The sequence below is a fragment of the Micromonospora sp. C51 genome, assembly GCF_018070435.1.
In the GTDB taxonomy this organism is placed as follows: Bacteria; Actinomycetota; Actinomycetes; order Mycobacteriales; family Micromonosporaceae; genus Micromonospora; species Micromonospora sediminimaris.
Genome location: NZ_JAGPXQ010000037.1, coordinates 21,206 through 39,420, shown reverse-complemented (window position 1 = coordinate 39,420; position 18,215 = coordinate 21,206). Strand labels below are relative to the sequence as shown.

Genomic DNA, 18,215 nt, shown 5'->3' with positions numbered 1-18,215 from the left:
ATGGGCGGAGGGCTCACGATCGGGAAGGCGGCCGCGTTCGCCGGTGTCACGGTCAAGACGGTGCGGCATTACCACCGTCTCGGCCTGCTCGACGAGCCCCGCCGCGACTCCTCAGGTTACCGCCGCTACACCTCCACCGACCTGCTCCGGTTGGTCCAGGTCCGTACTTTGGCCGAGGCGGGCGTGCCGCTCGCCGAGATCGGTGAACTGCTCGACGCTGATCCGAAGCGCTTCGCCGCCGCCGTGGTTGACGTCGAGCGACGGCTCACCGACCGGATCACGGAGCTTATCGCCCGCCGCGACACACTGCGTCGACTCGCTGACAGCGACCGGGCGCTGCTTCCCGACCGCGCCTGCACCCTTTTGGACCGGATGACCGCGCTGGGTTTCGGTCCCGACGTCGTGGCCTTGCAACGGGAGGCCCTAGTCCTGGCTCGCGCGCTGGCCCCAGCGTTCTTCGACGGTTTCGTGACCCAGCTCGAGCGCCGGCTCGACGATCCCGAGTATGTGAGGCTGTGGAAGCGAACCTGGGACGCGTTGTCCTGGGAGCCCGACGACCCGCGCCTCGACGAGCTCGCAGCTGAGATGGCCGACAACCTGCTGACTGAACGGGCGGTGATGCAGACACACATGGACGGTTTCTTCTCCAGCCCCGACGCCGCCACCCGCTACAACGTGGTCAACGAACACCGGGCTGACGAGGCGCCGACCACAGCTCGGTTGACCGCACTCATCGAAGCGCGGCTGCGCGCTGCCGGCATCGCGATTCCTCGACGGTGAGGCGGTCACCCACGGCGGCTGTACCACGGTTCCGACCCCGTCACCTGCCTGGATCGGGTCATCGCCCCGGAATGCACGCCCGCTCTGGCACCCGCTTATCGCGATGCGTTTGGAATATGGCGTGGAGGTTGCTGGCCGGGTTGGGCACGATGCGGGGTGTGATGCTGCTGGTTCCTGCCGATCTACTGCGACCGCGGGGTCCCGACGAGCATTTCAGGGTGGAGGCGGTCGCCGCTGGTGATGCCGGGCTCGACGTGGCGGTGGTCGATCACGATGCGTTGACCAGGCCGGGGCGTGTGGATGAGGCGGTGGCGTTGGTGCCCGCCGGCGGTGAGGCGGTCTACCGGGGCTGGATGCTGCGCAGCGAGCAGTACGTGGCCTTCGCTGAGGCGCTGGCCCGGCGCGGCGTGACGCTGCGAACCTCGCCTGAGCAGTACCGGCGGGCCCACGAGCTGCCCGGCTGGTACGCCGCGCTGGCGGCACACACCCCTACGTCGGTGTGGACCAGGAGTGACCTGCGCGCCGATTTCGATCGGGTGCGCGTCGAGTTGGGCACCGGCCCGGCCGTCCTACGTGACTACACCAAGTCGATGAAGCACTACTGGCACGAGGCGGCGTTCATCCCCGACCTCGCCGATGGTGAGACGGCGTGGAAGGTGGCGAGCCGTCTGCGGCACCTGCGTGAGGACGACTTCGTCGGCGGGTTCGTCCTCCGCCGCTATGAGCGGTTCACTTCCGTCGAGGCGCGTACCTGGTGGGTCAACGGCGTTTGCGCCCTGGTCAGCGCGCACACCCCGAACGACGTCCCACCCCACAACCTGGACCTGAACGCGGTCACACCGGTCATCGCCGCACTCGGCCTGCCGTTCATCACAGTCGACCTCGCCCTACGCGCCGACGGAGTCTGGCGGATCATCGAGATCGGCGACGGCCAGGTCAGCGACCGCCCAACCACCACCGAGCCCAGCACGCTGATCACCGCACTGCTCGCCGGCACCTTCTGACTGTCGTATGTGCATCCCATAGCGGGGCATCCTGATCTGCCGCGATCCGATCGCTACCGACTGTAATGGCCTACCGTCGGTGGCCCGGCCCATGCTGCAGGGAGCGGGATGAGCGGAACTGCCAAAGTGAGGATGTCCCCCTCGGCCATACAATTAGGCCGCAGTAGGGTGCTACAAGTGCGACAGCATCTGCGGAAGGATGTGGTTAGGCCAGTTCCGTCGGCCCCAGCCCAGCACAAGCGCTCCACGGCTTGGTTGTTCAGTTCAGCCTGATCGGAGACCGATGGCCCGCTACGTTTTCCAGGATGCCTTCGAGCGTTTCATCAAAGCTCTTGACGATGCGCTACTGCTCGACGCCGAGGCCGGGCGCGTTAACTACCGCAAAGCGAAGCAGCGAGGTTCCGCTGGTGGCAACCTCAACGTTGAGTCACGCGCCATGTACCGAGCTATTGCTGTCATAGCCGTTGCAGCCTGGGAGGACTTCAACGAGCAGCTCGTATGCGCGGGTCACGAGTACCTAATGAGGACTGCGGCAAGGCCCGTTCCCGCCGAGCTGGGACAGTGGTTCCCGGCCGCCAAGCTGCAGGCGCCGTCCTCGGCCAATGTCAGGAAGCTCTACTGGGCATACTTTGGCCTTGACCCGATGCCGTCATGGTGGTTCTCCTTCGCTGCGCGGGCACGCGAGATCGGAATAGACGCCGACTGGTGGGTCGCCTTCAATGATCAAGCTCATCTGGAAGAGCGCACCAGACGCGGGCCGGACGCCGCGAAGTGGCTGGACTCGCTGGTTAGACTGCGCCACGCCACCGCTCACCAGGACCGGAAGCACTTCAGGCAAGCACCCGAGATCGGTGTCGCTACGCATAATCGAGGCAAATGGGGCGTCACCAGATACACCGGTCAGAATGCGATTGCCGTCATCACACAGCTAGCCCTTTGCACCGTTCAGGCCCTCTCCCAGCATCTTTCGTGCCCCGGACAGCTGAGCTACCTCAGCCCACGCCGCTCGTGGCGACTTGCTGGCAGCCCACTGAACGATTTGCCCCAGTGGCCGTCTTCAACAGGAGCGAGTTGACCCGACAGGGGGCTGCACAACGCTTCCGTGGTTGCGGCTCCTTCAAGCCCGCCCTCAACGCGCACGACTGCGGCGCACCGGGCGCGACGGGCGGCCCAACATGTGTCGCCTCTCTTCGGCGGCCGTGCCGTGGGCTCGTCGGGCGGACGCGTCGTGGTGCCTGCTGGCGTTCGACGCTGGGGTGAGCTTCTCGTACAGTCCCGGTGTGTTCGATCATGTGCCTGGTTGCTCGTGCTGCGGTGAGCCTCTGGATGGTGTTGACCTTGACATCCGGTCGTCGTTGCCGGACGCGATCCTGGCGTTGCCTGCCGAGCAGCGGGCGTCGGCCTGGGGAAACTCCGATTTCCAGCGGATCGAGGGCGTAGGGGGCTTCCTGCGCTGTCTCATGCCGGTGCACCTGACCGGGGTCGCAAGCGTGACGTATTCGGTCTGGCTGAAGCTCGACGACGAGCAGCTGCGCCACGCCAACGCGGTCTGGACCACACCCGAGTACGCCGATCTCACGCTCCGGGGTGAGGTTGCGAACGCGATCGAACCATGGCCCGGGCTGCTCGGTGAGGTTGCCGGGGCGGAGGTCCGCGATGCCGGAACCTTGCCGTATCTGGTCGCGGAACGGGACAGTCTGTTGTCGCGGGTGCTGACCGAGGCGTGGGACCGCGACGATGTGCTCAGTCGGATCTGGCACCCGCTGCCGCTCTCGGTCCGCCAGCAGATCACCGCGAGCTGGTCCGTGGAACGCACCGCCGGTCTGGGCTCGCGAACGGCCGACGGCATCATGATGTTCGCCGGACGCGGCCGGACCGTTCACATCGAGGCGTTCGATACCTCGAAAGCCATGACAGCCGACGCTGCGATCGCCGAATTCAGCGGGGACTTGCCCGAACGGTGCGACGGCGAGTTGTCGGAGCAAGACGGCGAGGTGGTGCGACGGGCATTCTGGCTCACAGTGGTCGTCGACGGTAAGCCGCAGCATGAACTCTACGGTTATGCCGCGACCTCCGAAGGCATCCTCTGTGTCACGTGCATGCACGACGACGCCTCCGACCAAGCGTGGGCTCAACAGGTCTGGCGATCGGCGCGGTACGACAATACCGAACAAGACGCGGGTCAGTCCCCTGTGTAATCCGCGGCAGAGTCACCCGGGAAAGGGCAGCGCACGGATTTGCTGCAGACCGCGCACGTTGGCAGCCCTGCTTCCATCCGCTTCGCTTTCGCCTCCGCCTGGGAGATCATGTCGGCATGGCCAGCATCGTCGAGATCCACGTTCCGTTGGTACCAACTCCGGGTCTTGACCCGGGCGTCTATGCGTTCCCCTGGATCGATCAGGTCGAGGACTTCCTGGTCGACTTGGAAGACGAAGGCGCGGTCGAGGTGTACGACGACGGCGAGGAGCTCGGCGACGTGTATGTCTTCTTCATCGCCGGAGCGACCGAGGCCACCTTGCTGACCGCCGCGTCACGGGTAGCGACTCTCGACAGCGTGCCGACTGGCGCGTTCGCCATAGTCACCGATGACGGGGCTCCGGACGGAACCGGACGACGGATCGACCTCCCGGTCGCCTGAAGCGCTGGCTACACCCGCCCGCACCTGAGCCCTATTCCGAGGGGGAACGACAAAGGCAGCGCGGAGCCCGGCATCTTGATCTGTCGCACGGTGCGCGCGGAGGGGTAGCTCAGTCGAACCAGTTGAACAGCAGGTCTCCGAGTCGGCTCGGCTGGTGGTAGGCGAAATCCCGGCGTTCTTCTTCGGTCAGGAGATGTAGGTGCCGCTCGTGGAGCGGCTGGTTCAGCTCTGCCCTGGTGGCGACCCGCAGCCCTGTGCGGCGGTAGATGTTCCGGCCGGGGACGTCAACGAACACCGGGTTGATCATGTTTGGGTCTTGCTGTTCGGCTGCGGCGACCAGGAGGACCGCGGCGTTGAAGAGAATGCTCAACGGCTTGGCATCACGCAGTCGCACACCGACCCGGTAGTGGTTTCGGCCGACCGTCGGCTCCTCGACAGACGTCGTGACCACACCGTGCACTGCCCTGGCGCTGTCATACACCATGGCCAGCCAAGTGGCACCGGCCGCTCGATCCACGTGCGGCTTGGTTACTCCCGCCTGCAGCAGATGGACGATCTTCATGCACAGATCATCCGATATTCGCGGCGCAGCCGGCGAACCTGAGGAGCAGATGCCTCCACCTGGGTTGAAGGTCAGCGGCTCGTGTCCGCAGCTGGCGACCCGCGCACACATGTTGTACGGGTGGGTGTGCAGACTGATCGGTATGAACGTTGTGGAGTTCGACGCGTTGGTCGAGCCGCTGCGTCGGAAATCGGTGGCCTCGTTAGCCGAGCACGGCTTCGCGCTCATCGACGGACGCACCGCCACCGCCGCCGAGGTCGCCGACCTGGAGAATCAGCTCGGCGTGACGTTGCCGGAGAAGTACAAGGCCTTCATGATGCGCTACGGCGGTGGCTTGGTCGGCCGTCTCGAACTGTTCCCGATCGTCGGCGCCGCCTTCGGCGACGACGACGTCAAGTCGGTCAACGACCGTGAGTTCCCTGACCGGGCATTCATCGCGATAGCACCGGTGGGCACCGGTGACCACTGGGGGTTCCCGGTTGATGATGGTCACTGCCGCGAGGAGGTCTGGTTCCACTTCCACGATGGAGGCGACCCGGAGCTTGAGGCGGCCGACGTCTTGGAATTCGTCGCGCGCCGTGGACTCGGGTTGTAACGGCCAGGCGGTCCGCTTTTGGCCCCCGACCGTGCGTGTGTTGCCTCAGCGCGCCGGTGACGCTGCCTCGGCGTTGTTGTTTCGGAGACGCGCCGAAGCGACGCGCCAGGACGCGAGCCGCCTACCGGGGATCGGGGAGCAATGTGGGAGCAGCCGGGTGCGCTGAACGGCCCTGAACCGCGCCCAGCGGCGTCGAACGGCATTCAACTGCAGCCACCACGGCCTGCGGGTTCTCGTTTCTGCAGGTCAGAGTGGGCGCAGCGTCCCGCTTCACACCGAAGAGGTCACTGGTTCGATCCCAGTATCGCCCACGCAGCTCAGGCCACTTCCCAGCTCCGGGAGGTGGCCTTTCTGCTGCCCGTACAGCAGCGAAGTACAGCAGCGGCGGTCACTACCTCCGGGAATGCGGTGCACATGACAGAGATGCACATGCTCAGGGTCGAGGAACTCCGGCAGGTGTGCGTGCTGTTACTGGACGCCGCGCAGAAGCGGTTCGGTGCGGAGATTGATGTGTCACGCCTCGGTGTCGACCACTACTGGAACGTTGACCTGCGATCCGCCTTCGGGATGGTGGAGGACCCGGCATCGGGAATCGACGTCGGGCAGAGCAGTGACGACTTGGCGGAGCTGCGTGCGCTGATGCGCCGTCCGGCGGGTGATGGGCCGGTGCTCTGGCACGACCTGCAACACCTTGCCGGGGTACTGCGGTTGCTGGCCTATCTCGACCTGCCGGCCGCTGAGGCCGACGAGAGCTGAGCCCAGTGCAGGTTCGCGGCGGCCGGCGGCGGTAGATCACCGGTCGAGGGAGTCGCCGAGGCGTTTGAGCGCATCTCTCGTCGCCTTGGATGAGACCTGGGTGTAGATCTCCATCGTTATCGAGAAGCGGGCGTGCCGGAGGATCTGCATGGCGACTCGCGGGTGGACGTCGAGGTCGGCCAGGAGGGTGGCGCAGGTCCGCCGGGCGTCGTGGACGGTGATCGGCGTGACTGCCGCCTTGTCGCAGCGGGTCTGCCAGGAGCGTTGGAAGTTGCGCGGTTCGATGGGCGTGCCGTAGCGGGTGGTGAATACGCGTCCGGTCTCGTGCCATGCCTTGCCGGCGACTGCTCGTGCCTCGTCGCGTTGTTGCTGTCTGAGCTTGAGAGCCGCCAAGCAGATGCCGGGCAGCGGCAGGGTGGCGTCGGACGCCGGGGTCTTGGTGTCGCGGTGCAGGAGCTTGCCGCGTACGCGTTGGAGCTGGCGGCCGATGGTCAGCTCTCCGGCGTCGAGGTCGACGTCGGCCCAGGTGAGACCGAGGGCTTCACCTTTGCGCTGGCCGGTGACGAGGACCAGGGCGTACGCGACGTAGAGCGGTTCGGCGTCGGCGCGGGCCGATTCGAGGAACCGGCGGGCTTCGTCGCTGGACCAGCTCCTGCCCCGTCGACGACGGACGGTGGCCAGGGTGACCGGCACGGCCGGGTTGCGGGTGATGAGGTCTTCGGCCTGGGCGTAGGTGAGGGCGGCCCGCAGTGCGGCCCGGATGTCGCTGACCGTGCGCGTCGACAGGACCGCCTGGCAGCACCGGCCGACCGCGCAGCAGCGCCGCTTCGGGATGCCGCTGGTGCGGTCTCTATAGTGCTCTTGGTGGCGATTCCATCAGTGTTGCAAGAGTCACTGCACGATCCGGTGTTCTGGGCGCGGTACACCTTTGCCCACGAGGAGGGGCCCGGGGCGGATCGGCTTGGTGACCTCCAAGGCCTGCTCGACGACGATGACGACGATGCGGATGAGGACTCCGCCGACTCGTCACTCGACGTGGCCTTCGAGGTCGGCGATGGCCACCACGTCGTACTGAGCATCGACGCCTCCGCCGACTCCTACAGCCTGGGCATCACCACCCCTGACTTGGCCGAGCCAGCCGAGCTCGGATGGGACGACCTCGCACACTGGCACCCGCATGCGTTGCGCTGGCCCGAACTCGACCTGATCTGCCGGGCGATTGCCGCGCGGAATCCGCAGCTGCAGCACCCCGGGGCTCCGTTGGCCCTGCTGTGCCGGTTCGCTGCCGTCTTTGACGATGACGACGTGGACCAGGCCGTCGCCGCCGTCGACGAGGCCTACGCCGCATTACGTCCTCCGCAGTGGGAGGGCTACTGGCCGTGCGGCGCTGACTGGCTCGATCGCGCCGACTTCCGTGGTGAGAACGTCATCTGGCAGCGGGACGAGGCCGGCAACCTCTGGGCCCACCAGGACGACGCCGACCGCGACGGCGAACCCTTTTACAGCACGCGGCTAGGGCCGGATTCCGGCACGGGCGACGGGTTTCCACACACCCCGCTCCGGGCCGTGCTGAGCGCTGCCAGGGCGACGGTGGGCGACCCGCAGGTGCCGGCCGGCTTCCAAGCGGGATAGGCGGCGCGGAGGCATCGAAACGACCAGCAGCGGGCGGCAGGAGACGGCACAAGACAGCAGTGAAGCCTTGCTATGCAGTGCAAGACGGCATCGGATGACATCCAACGGTGCCCCGTGCCCGCGTTCACACCGAAGAGGTCACTGGTTCGATCCCAGTATTGCCCACGCAGCTCAGGCCACTTCCCGGCGTTCGGGAGGTGGCCTTTCTGCTGTCCGTACGGCAGCGAAGTACAGCAGCCGGTCATTGCGTCAAAGATTCGCCGAGGCGCTTGAGTGCATCCCTGGTCGCCTTGGATGAGACCTGGGTGTAGATCTCCATCGTTATCGAGAAGCGGGCGTGAGGATCTGCATGGCGACTCGCGGGTGGACGTCGAGGTCGGCCAGGAGGGTGGCGCAGGTGCGGCGGGCGTCGTGGACGGTGATCGGTGTGACTGCCGCCTTGTCGCAGCGGGTCTGCCAGGAGCGTTGGAAGTTGCGCGGCTCGATGGGCGTGCCGTAGCGGGTGGTGGATACGAGGTCCGTTTCGTGCCACGCCTTGCCGCCGGCTGCTCGTACCTCGTCGCGTTGTTGCTATCTGAGCTTGAGAGCGGCTAAGCAGATGTCGGGCAGGGGCAGGGTGGCGTCGGACGCCTGGGTCTTGGTGTCGCGGTGCAGGAGCTTTCCGCGTAGGCGTTGCAGTTGCCGGCCAATGGTCAGTTCCCCGGCGTCGAGGTCGACGTCGGCCCAGGTAAGACCGAGCGCTTCACCTTTACGCAGGCCGGTGACGAGGACTAGGGCGTACGCGGCCTAGAGGGGATCCTCGTCGGCACGTGCGGACTCCAGGAACTTTCGCACCTCTCGAACCCGCTACGGTGGCTTAGCCCAACCGGGACCGTGGCACTGGTGGATGGACCTCCGGCCTTTCCCGGGCGAGAGGCTGTGCAAGTCTGATCAACGATGTGATGGGGGATCGCTGGTGGGACAGCGGCACGTGCGGAAAATGTTGCGGAAGATGGCCGGCGGGCAGCCGGTGGAGGTGGAGCGGGTGGCCACGTTGCGCTCACTCGCCCATATGGCCGCTGTTGCCGAGCAATTTGGTTACGCGTACACGGACACACGGCAGCGACACCGCAGCGGACCGCAGCTGTTCTTCGTACCCGATCCCCGTCCGCAGGCCCGCGAAAGGGCCGCGCGGAACCGAGTGCAGTACCCGGATGCTTCCACCGGGGGCGCGCTGCCCCCCGTGTCTGCCGACGTGCTGGATCTGTTCAAGGCCCGTATCAGCTACGATCTCGAGGGCTGGAACGACGACAAGCAGCGAACGTGGCTCCTCTATGTCGTCCTAACCGTGCTGTGCGCGATCCTCGGTGTGGGGCTCGGGCTACGAGAGACGTCCCCCGCCGGCGCCGCAGCTGTCGCCGCCGTCGCTTGGACGGCGCTGATGTCTGTCACCCTACTTTTGGTCTCCATTCGTCGACGCAGACGGGCTAAGTTCGCTGCGATCCTGGAGGCGGCCGGGTTCACGCAGACGACTGAGCAGAGCGGCCGGGAGCGGTATCTGCCGCTGACGTACCAGTAGGCCGCACTACCGCGGCGATCACGAACAGGGTGCGCCGGGGCTCTTGAGTCCGCTTCAACGTCTGACCAGCTATTCAGTTGCTGCGGGCCGGACCCCGTACGCTGCGGCCGTGTTCACCCCAATTCGTGCGCGCCGGCTTACCCTCCGGCCGGTCACTATGGCCGACCTGGAGGACGTGTATGCGTACCAGCGCCGGCCCGACGTGTGCCGCTGGATGCTCGGCAGCGAGCCGCGCAGCCGTGAGCAGTCGCAGAAGTCGGTCGCGGCGATGACCCATGAGGACGGGCTGCGTGTCGAGGGTGACGTCCTGACCTTGGCTGCCGAGGCGAACGGACGAGTGACTGGCACTGTTGAGCTGGTCTGGCGGAGCCGGGCCGACCAGACTGCTGAGATTGGGTACGTCTTCAATCCGGAGTTCTCAGGTCAAGGGCTGGCCACCGAGGCGGTGGGGGCGCTGCTGGGATGGGGTTTTGAGGAGTTCGGCCTGCACCGCGTCTACGGTCGGTGCCACGCCGGCAACGAGGCGTCGGCCCGGCTGATGACCAGACTGGGGATGCGGTGTGAGGCGCGGCATGTCGAGAGCTACTTGTTTCGCGGTGAGTGGGCCGACCGGTTCGTGTTCGCGATGTTGGCCCGGGAGTGGCTGTCACGATCGGCGGCGCTCCCTGGCTGACGTGCACTCCGTGGCGCGGGTAGCTGACAGCAACGAGCAGAGACAAGGACGTTGGTCGACGGCTGAGCGTCGACAGTTGCCCGAGGTCGCGTACGTGGATGGACGTTGCCGGGCGGAGCACCCAGAACTTACAAGCGAGAGGTCGGGGTGCCTGCCAGGATGCAGGGCTCACCGGCGTGTGAGGGTTATGAGCCAGTCTGCGGATCGGTAGCGTTGGGCGTGATTGCGGCCCGATGGGTCGGTGGTGCTTCCGGCGCTACGCGAGGAGGTTCCGGGTGGATTCCTTACCGGAGTTGACGTTCGGGCAGCGGTTGAAGGTCTATCGGGAGCGGTCCGGGAAGACTCGGGCGGTGCTTGGTGGGTTGGTGGGTCGTAGCGCCGAGTGGGTGAAGGCGGTGGAGACGGACCGGATCCTGCCGCCGCGTCTTCCCATGTTGGATCGGATCGCGCGTGCTCTGAAGGTCGACGTGTCTGCCTTGGCTGTGGAGTTGGGTGACCGGTCTGCGGTGGTCAATGGGCCGGAGCATCCGGCGTTGGCGTCGGTGCGGGATGCGGTGAACCGTGTCGCGTTCGCCGGTGACGCCCCGGCGGAGTCGTTGTCCAGGCTGAGGGAGCGGCTTGCGGTGGCGTGGCGGGCGCGTCATCGGGCGTCGGATCACCGGACGGTGCTGGGCGGGTTGTTGCCGGGGTTGCTGCGGGATGTGCAGCGTGCCGTGTTGGTGTACGAGGGTGATGAGCGGCGGCAGGCGCAGGCGCTGTTGGCGGAGACGTTCGGGTTGGCGCAGATGTTCATCGCGTACCAGCCGGCTGCCGAGTTGTTGTGGCGGGTGGCGGATCGGGCGATGGTGGCGGCGCAGGAGTGCGGTGATCCGGAGGCGGTGGCCGGTGCGGGGTGGTTCCTGTGCCAGGTGCATCGGGACGCCGGGGATTGGGACACCGCGATGGCGGTGACGCTGGACGTGCTGTCGGCTCTGGAGTCGCAGGCCGCCGACGGGAGCGTCAATCTGCTGGCGTTGTGGGGTGCGCTGAACTTCGAGGCCGCGTACACGGCCGCTCGTGCGGGTGAGGAAGGGCGGGCCTGGCGGTACTGGGATCGCGCGGATCGGGTGGCGCAGCGTCTGCCGCAGGGCTTCTACCAGCGGCAGACGTCGTTTTCCCGGGTCATCATGGGCGCTCACGCGGTGACCGTGGCGGTGGAGTTGCAGAAGTCCGGCGAGGCGGTGCGGCAGGCCCGCCGCCACGATGCGGCGGCGATCCCGTCGAGGCCGCGTCGGGCACGCCATCTGATCGAGGTCGCGCGGGCGCACTACGGCAAGGACGACACGGAAGCGACAGTGGCCACGCTGCGGCAGGCGTACGAGTCGGCCCCGGAGACGATCCGCTACAACGGGTACGCCCGCCAGATCACCTTGGACCTGCTCGACGGCCCGCGTGCCACCCGGGATGACGCCCGTGACCTCGCCGTCCGAGTCGGACTCGTCTCGTGATCCAGAGGTAGGAACCTTACCCATTCCACCGCGCAACCGACCGTAGCTTCTCGCTCACGGGATGCGGCGGGCGGTGCGAGTCACGCCCGGTCGCCGCGTCCCCCTCAATCAGAGGGCGAAGAGGCAGCCCTCGTGAGCGACGAGGGAGAGTGCGTGCGACGCGTCTCGTACGACGAGTACCTGTCGGCCACCGCGTTGACGTTTGCCCGACGACATCGGCCGGTCTGGTCCTGGCAGCTCTGGCGGCGTGTCTGCCGGTGCGGAGCCGACCTGCCGTGCCGTGCTCAGCACCGCATTCCGATCAATCGTGGGCACTGGCCGCAGGAGGGCGAGCAGTGATCGGCGGGCCGGAGCGGACGATCCTTGCGGTGCACGTGCGTGGGCTCGACGGCATGTGCGTCGGCTGCCGGGCGTGGTGGTCGCGGCTCGCCCCGTACCCCTGCTGGCAGGTGGACTGGGCGACGAGTCGGCAGGCCCGCGCGAGCGTGGCCCGGTTTCTGGGTGGTGTGCGGTGACCACTCACGGCCCGGTGCTGCCGATCTGGAGCTGCGGCGGCTGCGACCTTCCCTGGCCGTGCCCGACCCGACGGCGGGAGCTGCGCGCGGAGTACGCCGACGCGCCGGTGTCGCTGGCCCTCTACCTCGGTGCCTATCTCGTCAAGGCGGCCGAGGACATGCCCTGGGCACCGGCCGGCGCACTGCACCGTCGTTTCATCGGCTGGACCCGGCAGCCGGCGGAAGTACAGCAGCGAAGTACAGCAACCGTGCCGACCGGACCCGACCGGTACGGGCGTCACCAGGCCGGATGACCTCGGATCGAGCCCGATCCGACCGGCCTGCCGTGAGTTCACACCGAAGAGGTTGCTGGCTCGGTCCCAGTATCGCCCGCGAGCGTTAATCGCTACTCGATAGCCACGCGACCGCTACCTTCCAGTCCCGCCAGCCGAATTCAACGATCTCACCGCCGGGTCGAAGGCATGTAGGGCGTCCAGGACCTCCTTGACGTCGTCGGGAATCCGCTGGCTGTCTTCGACGTCGAGCCGGGCGAAGTAGCCCGTCAGCCGCTCGGCGAGCCCACCGATCGAGTGCGTTGCCGCCAGGATCGCCTCAAGGTTGGGTCTGCTGGACTTCGGTGTCCAGGTCGCCGACGGCCCTCAGGCAGCGGGCGGCGCAGCTGATGACCGTCTTGAGAGCGATTCGACTCCGTGCTGGTAAGTGCTCGAGATCGGGAGGGCAAGGCTGTCGTTCGGGCGGTGTGCCTTCCAGTGCGTGGTAAGCACGTCGGCGGCTTTGAGGTAGCCCATCGCCAGGGTGGCGTCGTCCTCAACCCAGCCGAGGCTTGCCGTGTGACGGAGGCTGCCGCCCGCAGCGATCGGTCGCAACAACGAGGACTGATTGACGGTAGACAGGGGTCCAATTTCCACTCCGATCCTCACCCGGCCAATGGCTGTAGAGCCGGAGCGCGTCTGCAGGCGGGGCCGCCGGTAACCTGGGGACCTGACGGTTCAGTTCTGCACCTACGTGATCAACTTTGGTAGGGATCGGCTTACCGTAATCACCGATGGCTCGCACCCGTCTTCAGCGGACCCGACACCGCACGAAGCCGCAGGTCAAGGATCCTTTAATCGACTATGCGAGACCTGTGTATCTGCCAGTCCAGGAAGTATTGAGCAGCTTGTGAGGGTTGGGCGAGCGTGCTACGTTGCAAATCACGGCTTGCCGGCCAGAATGATCGTTTGCGATATCTGGAGGCCGTCGCAAACGGCTAATCAACTCCCAGGCCTCCTGGGAGGACCGGTGTTCTTGGCGAAGCCCGCCGCGCTAATTCCCGATGCATGATCGGTGCGCTGGACGTTGGTATAGGTGGATCAGGTCCACTGGGATTAGCAAACCGCCAACGCTTGAGGTATTGGGACGCCATGGCTTCGAGACCGGACGGGCAATCACGTGAAGTAGTTGCGAACGACTAAGTGGCTGGAGACCTAGTTTAGCTGCGGCTCCGGGCAGCAGCACTATCGCAGGAAAGGTGGATGTGAGTAGACAAGTGAGTGGCATTAAGGCAGACGCGGTGATTGATGGCAGTCGTAGGGCCCGCCGTGCCCAGGCTTTCGTGCGGGCTGGGATATTCCTCGCCATGTTCTCTGTGTTCTCGGGGATCGCTATTCCCGCTGCAAATGCGGCGAGTTTCAAATACGCCGACGATATTGACACGGCCGAAGGTCGGCCTCGGTATTCCGGGCTTCGTTCGACCATCGCGGGTGGGAAGGTTGCTGCGACGGTGGGCGTGGGAACGAGTACGATCATCAGCTATTACGATTACCCGGGTTATGACGAAGTCGGTTATGCGTCCGGCCCTAACCCGTACGTCGTCACGCTGACCCATCAGTCGTACTCCACGCTCCAAAGCAAGTGCTACTGGGAGGCTTCCGGTGTCGGGGGTTCGACCGAGATTAACTGTTGGGTGTTGTGGTGATCCTCGGGGCGATTCGGTTATCGCCCATCCGGCTCCATGAATCACTCGGTGAAGTGTGGACGTGTATGCGCGCTATGGAGAGTTGATGGTGAGAAATTGAGAAGCTTACGGAGACTTGGCAGCGTGGTCTTTGCGACCGCGGCATTGCTGGTCATTGCCGCTCCGGCGGCACAAGCAGCCAGTCACTACTATGCCAACGAGACTCCAAGTGTCGAGTGGCAGTATCGCTACTCAGGGGTTCGTCCGGCAATTAGTGGAGGCCGAGCGTTTACCGAACCATTCAGTGCGGACGGCGGCAATGCAACCGTTATCATCGAGACATATTATGACTACCCTGGTTATACGACTATCGGGTATGCGGACAGCACCGGGGGAGACGTCTATCTCAGTCACAGCAATGCCTCCAACTCAAAACAGAAGTGTGTTTGGCAGTGGCCTTGGGCGGACCCCGACATTAGTGGCACTTTGGACCTGACTTGTTATGCGACATCCTGACCGAAACAAGATCGCGATTTGGGAGCTTCAATGAATCGTAAGGCCCTAGCGGTTATGGTGGTTACGGGGGCGCTAGTCGTCATGTCTGCTGCTCTTCCTGCGGCAGCAAGCAACAAAGTCGAGGTTGAGGAAATCTTGCCAGCGCTGGGCGCTTCTCAGACGGCGGGTGATCGCATCCCAAAGAACGTTGATCTAGATGCGCTCGGTGTTGTGCGACCGGAAACTCTTCGACATCTTGGTTCAGATGGCGTTGCGGAGTACTGGGTCGGACGTTCGGGGTCGTCGAGAGTCTGCCTGATACTTCATGTCCCCGGGGGTTCCGAGGTGACGGCTGCCGCGTGTGGATCCATCACGGACTTCTATAGGAAGGGTCTTGCGCTTGAAGCCGGTGAGAGTCGGAACGATCCTACCCGTACCGCGCGTGCGTACCTGCTTCCAGCGGACGTGGATGCGACAGTGCTCAGGCCGATGCTGACCAAGGTTTCATCGGTAGACGATGGTACCGGAGCCAGTCTGTTGTCGCAGGAATTACCAGCCGCATCGCCTTTGAAGACCACTAATCTAATGCGTGACAACGGGGACACTTTCACGTTCAGACCACTTGCGGACGGGACCGATGAATGATGGCAGCACCCACAATACGGTGTTCCTTGTAGGGCACGTGGCCGAAGGCTGAGGGCGCCGTGCGGGAGGCTTGTCGCAACGTTAAGGGAAATGACTGCTAGGTCTGCGGCTCAGGGGGTGGTTGAGAGGGCCTTCTCAAACACCCCCTGATAGCTGCGGACGGTGGTCCACTGCTTGAAGCTGTTTACAAATTGGGAAGGCTCGTCAATGAGGACTGTCGTTTGGGCGATTGGTGGCGTAGCGTTGGGAGTCGTGTATGTTCTGCTGGTCGGCATACTTGACGTCCAGATTATCGGCGCCCGTGCAGGTGCGGTCTTTGATCTGAACAACGAGTTGGTCGCAGTTACCTCCCCAAGCATTCCGGTTTTCCAGATGCTCGCAACCGCGTCGTTGAGCGGGCTGGTCTTTTACGTCGTAACTATTGGAGTTTGGAAGCGTTCCGCCCGGATAAGAGTCTCGACTGGGGCGGGCTTTGTTGTGGCGGTCATCTCGCTTGTCATCTGGTCCTTCGCGATCGCGCCAGTTGTCGTGCCCTTGGGTGGCGCATCGCCCAAGGGTATTGCAATTGGCTGGGAAGGCTGGGTTCAGAAAGGCGGAGCCAACCCCGCCGTGCACGTGCTCATTATCCTGGTTCTCGGGGCGCATCTGCGGTTCTGGTCGACGCTGTCCAGCAAAGATTTCGACACGATGGAGAACCTGTCCAAGCGGAATGAGTGATTGCTGGGAGGCGCTGCCATATCGATGTCAGTGAGATGAGTTGAAGGCTCGGCGTTGCTGTCGGCCTCGAGAATGAACAGAACGCCGACGGCCTCCTTCATCCCGACGAACGGTCCATCGGTGGTCAGGGTCTTGTCTGCCTCGACCCGCACGGTGGTCGCGTTCTCGGCATGCCCCAGCGGCGGCACGGGGGGTGACACTCGGTGTGGGGTTGATCCCCTAGACCGTGTGTCTACGTATCGCTGTAACCGTCACGATCGGCCCCTGACCTGGGGGAATGTGGTTCGGATTCTGCCAGGTATGGTCCACCAATAGGCCCTGACCAGGGCAAACGTGAATCGATTGTTGGCAGTGCACGAACCGCGTCGGTCAGACGTGCGGTGAGCTAGGAATATCCCCTGGTCCCACGAGATCACGAGCAGCCGCTCAGCGTTGTGGCTCCCTGCCTTCGCCATCACGTTCGATGACCGCTGGCCGGTCGCCGGAATCTACTGATCGAAGAGCCGGAAATACCGATCTTGGTGCGGACCCTCGACCCCCGGCCGCTTCAGCCGTCGTGGTGGTCCGGCAGGAGTTTATTGGCGAGTAATCGTGCTGTGGTGGTAAGTGTGGCCGTGTCCATGCCGGTCCGACTCATGAACAGCAGGCCTTGTTGCGCAGCCAGGAGGGCGCGCGCCAGTGCGATCGGATCGGCCTCGGCGGGTAGGTCGCCCTCGCGTTGGGCTCGGGCGACGCAGTCGCCGATCAGCGCGGTGGATGTCTCGTATGTGCGGTGGGCGTGATCGAGGATTTCGGGATCGGCGTTGCCGAGTTCCAAGGTGCTGTTGGCCATCAGGCAGCCACGCCGTTTGCCGCCGACGGTCTGGTCGTCGACCGGCGGCTCGAGGATCGCGCGTAGTACGACCAGGGCCCGCGGAGCCTCGGCGAGGGCTTTGCGCAGGTGGTCGTGGTTGTTGTCGGTGTAGCTGCGCAGCACCCGGAGGAAAAGCCGGCGCTTGTCGCCGAACGCTGCGTACAGGCTGCCTTTGCCCAGCCCGCTGACCCGCATCAGGTCCTCTAGCGAGGTCGCGGCGTAGCCGGTGTCCCAGAACTGATCACGGACGGCGTTGAGTACCTGCTTCTCGTCGAACCCTCGCGGACGTGCCATGCGATCCAGGATACGGGTTCTTGACCGCCCGGTCCACATTACTTATGGTGGACCGGTCAGTCAATAACTCGTCGTGCTCGGGAAGTGGGCAGCAGTGGGAAAGCTGAACAACAAGGTGGCGATCGTGACCGGCGGATCGCGGGGGATCGGGACCGCGATCGCGCTGGCGCTGGCCGACGAAGGAGCCGACGTCGCGATCAGCTACGTAACCGCGGAGGACCGTGCCCAGGCCGTGGTCGCCGACCTGGAGGCGAAGGGAGTGCGCGCGGCGGCGTTCCGGGCCGACCAGACGGACGTGACGCAGGCGACCGGCCTAATCCACCAGGTGGTCGAGCAGTTCGGAAAGCTCGACATACTGGTCAACAACGTGGGCATCGGTGGTGGCGGCCGCATCGACGAGGTTGATCCCGACGAGGCCGCCATCGAGCGCCAGCTCACCGCCAACTACAGGAGCCCTGCGGCCGCGATCCGGGAGGCGTTGCCGCTGCTGCCGGATGACGGTCGGATCATCAGCATCAGCTCTGGTGTGGGAATGCGGGCCGGTTTCCCCGGGATGGCGTATTACACGGCGACGAAGTCGGCCCTCGAAGGCTTCAGCCGAGGCGTGGCCCGCGATCTGGCGGGCCGAGGAGTCACCGTAAACGTCATCCAGTCCGGATTCGTCGACACCGACGCCAACCCGGCTGACGGCCCGGCCGCAGCCGTGTTCCTTCCGACGACGTCGATGGGGCGCTACGGCAGGGGGGAGGAGATCGCCGCGGGCGTCGTCTTCCTGGCCAGCCCGCAGGCATCCTACGTCACCGGCGCAGTACTCCGGATCGACGGCGGATACGGCGCCTAGCTCGGGCTTCAACCTGTGGCCGAGAGGTATCGACCCGGCTGATCACGACGATGGCTCTCGGTCGAGGTAGGTCGTGCGGAGCTTTGCTGCACCCGTCCGATGCGGCCGATGCTGGGGGGCGACGAGACCACCGGCACCTGCGCCGGGTTCTGCGCAGGTGCCGGTGGCTTTGGACTGGCCCGAATAGAGGTTGCCGATGAAGCCGACACCTGGGGAAGCCGGCATCGTCAGGTT

At 65.2% G+C, this 18,215-nt stretch carries 19 protein-coding genes and 2 pseudogenes; 17 read left to right on the top strand and 4 right to left on the bottom strand.

Annotated features, from left to right (window positions below; genetic code table 11):
* The 5 genes from KBX50_RS26265 to KBX50_RS26245 all read left to right on the top strand — a co-directional run bounded on the left by KBX50_RS26265 (position 1) and on the right by KBX50_RS26245 (position 4,422).
* Positions 1–780 carry a MerR family transcriptional regulator gene (locus KBX50_RS26265; protein ID WP_210940353.1) on the top strand — a complete coding sequence of 260 codons (780 nt, stop codon included), beginning with the start codon at positions 1–3 and terminating at the stop codon, positions 778–780.
* Positions 781–998: 218 nt separating this feature from the next.
* Positions 999–1,784, top strand: a complete 786-nt coding sequence (locus KBX50_RS26260) for an ATP-grasp domain-containing protein (protein WP_307871077.1) — start codon at positions 999–1,001, stop codon at positions 1,782–1,784.
* A 283-nt stretch (positions 1,785–2,067) separates the two neighbouring features.
* Positions 2,068–2,859: a hypothetical protein gene (locus KBX50_RS26255; RefSeq protein ID WP_210940352.1), complete on the top strand. Its 792-nt coding sequence runs from the start codon at positions 2,068–2,070 to the stop codon at positions 2,857–2,859.
* 205 nt (positions 2,860–3,064) lie between these two features.
* Positions 3,065–3,982, top strand: a complete 918-nt coding sequence (locus KBX50_RS33000) for a DUF2199 domain-containing protein (RefSeq protein ID WP_307871076.1) — start codon at positions 3,065–3,067, stop codon at positions 3,980–3,982.
* Between the two features lie 116 nt (positions 3,983–4,098).
* Positions 4,099–4,422, top strand: coding sequence for a hypothetical protein (locus KBX50_RS26245; protein ID WP_210940351.1), 324 nt, complete (start codon positions 4,099–4,101; stop codon positions 4,420–4,422).
* 109 nt (positions 4,423–4,531) lie between these two features.
* Here KBX50_RS26245 and KBX50_RS26240 read toward each other — a convergent pair whose 3' ends face one another.
* Positions 4,532–5,095, bottom strand: coding sequence for a hypothetical protein (locus KBX50_RS26240; RefSeq protein ID WP_247674459.1), 564 nt, complete (start codon positions 5,093–5,095; stop codon positions 4,532–4,534).
* A 31-nt stretch (positions 5,096–5,126) separates the two neighbouring features.
* On the opposite strand from KBX50_RS26240, the gene KBX50_RS26235 reads away from it, so the two are divergent.
* On the top strand, positions 5,127–5,579 hold the full coding sequence (locus KBX50_RS26235) for an SMI1/KNR4 family protein (protein ID WP_210940350.1): 453 nt from the start codon (positions 5,127–5,129) through the stop codon (positions 5,577–5,579).
* 414 nt (positions 5,580–5,993) lie between these two features.
* On the top strand, positions 5,994–6,335 hold the full coding sequence (locus tag KBX50_RS26230; RefSeq protein WP_170863369.1) for a hypothetical protein: 342 nt from the start codon (positions 5,994–5,996) through the stop codon (positions 6,333–6,335).
* A gap of 36 nt (positions 6,336–6,371) precedes the next feature.
* Here the strand turns inward: KBX50_RS26230 and KBX50_RS26225 are convergent.
* Positions 6,372–7,163: pseudogene (locus tag KBX50_RS26225) on the bottom strand (tyrosine-type recombinase/integrase); the annotation flags it as partial.
* Positions 7,164–7,199: 36 nt separating this feature from the next.
* On the opposite strand from KBX50_RS26225, the gene KBX50_RS26220 reads away from it, so the two are divergent.
* Complete coding sequence (locus tag KBX50_RS26220; protein ID WP_210940349.1) at positions 7,200–7,967, top strand: hypothetical protein; 768 nt, start codon at positions 7,200–7,202, stop codon at positions 7,965–7,967.
* 241 nt (positions 7,968–8,208) lie between these two features.
* On the opposite strand, the pseudogene KBX50_RS26215 reads toward KBX50_RS26220, so the two are convergent.
* Positions 8,209–8,804 (bottom strand): annotated as a pseudogene (locus KBX50_RS26215) (site-specific integrase); the annotation flags it as partial.
* A 118-nt stretch (positions 8,805–8,922) separates the two neighbouring features.
* Here KBX50_RS26215 and KBX50_RS26210 point away from each other — a divergent pair.
* The 8 genes from KBX50_RS26210 to KBX50_RS26175 all read left to right on the top strand — a co-directional run bounded on the left by KBX50_RS26210 (position 8,923) and on the right by KBX50_RS26175 (position 15,993).
* The gene (locus KBX50_RS26210; RefSeq protein ID WP_210940348.1) at positions 8,923–9,525 is read left to right on the top strand and encodes a hypothetical protein; all 603 of its coding nucleotides are present in this window, start codon (positions 8,923–8,925) and stop codon (positions 9,523–9,525) included.
* Between the two features lie 109 nt (positions 9,526–9,634).
* The gene (locus KBX50_RS26205; protein ID WP_307871075.1) at positions 9,635–10,198 is read left to right on the top strand and encodes a GNAT family N-acetyltransferase; all 564 of its coding nucleotides are present in this window, start codon (positions 9,635–9,637) and stop codon (positions 10,196–10,198) included.
* Positions 10,199–10,473: 275 nt separating this feature from the next.
* Positions 10,474–11,685 carry a helix-turn-helix transcriptional regulator gene (locus KBX50_RS26200; RefSeq protein ID WP_210940346.1) on the top strand — a complete coding sequence of 404 codons (1,212 nt, stop codon included), beginning with the start codon at positions 10,474–10,476 and terminating at the stop codon, positions 11,683–11,685.
* 149 nt (positions 11,686–11,834) lie between these two features.
* A complete protein-coding gene (locus tag KBX50_RS26195; protein ID WP_210940345.1) occupies positions 11,835–12,200 on the top strand; it encodes a hypothetical protein in 366 nt (121 codons plus the stop codon).
* Positions 12,197–12,493 (top strand): hypothetical protein, encoded by a 297-nt coding sequence (locus KBX50_RS26190; RefSeq protein WP_210940344.1) that lies wholly within the window; start codon positions 12,197–12,199, stop codon positions 12,491–12,493. The genes KBX50_RS26195 and KBX50_RS26190 overlap by 4 nt, the downstream gene beginning before the upstream one ends.
* Positions 12,494–13,818: 1,325 nt before the next feature.
* Complete coding sequence (locus KBX50_RS26185; RefSeq protein WP_210940343.1) at positions 13,819–14,157, top strand: hypothetical protein; 339 nt, start codon at positions 13,819–13,821, stop codon at positions 14,155–14,157.
* A gap of 123 nt (positions 14,158–14,280) precedes the next feature.
* Complete coding sequence (locus KBX50_RS26180) at positions 14,281–14,652, top strand: hypothetical protein (protein WP_210940342.1); 372 nt, start codon at positions 14,281–14,283, stop codon at positions 14,650–14,652.
* An 876-nt stretch (positions 14,653–15,528) separates the two neighbouring features.
* Positions 15,529–15,993, top strand: a complete 465-nt coding sequence (locus tag KBX50_RS26175) for a hypothetical protein (RefSeq protein WP_210940341.1) — start codon at positions 15,529–15,531, stop codon at positions 15,991–15,993.
* A 547-nt stretch (positions 15,994–16,540) separates the two neighbouring features.
* Here KBX50_RS26175 and KBX50_RS26170 read toward each other — a convergent pair.
* Positions 16,541–17,140 (bottom strand): TetR/AcrR family transcriptional regulator, encoded by a 600-nt coding sequence (locus KBX50_RS26170; protein WP_210940340.1) that lies wholly within the window; start codon positions 17,138–17,140, stop codon positions 16,541–16,543.
* Positions 17,141–17,264: 124 nt separating this feature from the next.
* Here KBX50_RS26170 and KBX50_RS26165 point away from each other — a divergent pair, with 124 nt between their 5' ends.
* Positions 17,265–17,981, top strand: coding sequence for an SDR family oxidoreductase (locus KBX50_RS26165; RefSeq protein WP_307871074.1), 717 nt, complete (start codon positions 17,265–17,267; stop codon positions 17,979–17,981).
* Positions 17,982–18,215: the final 234 nt, after the last annotated feature.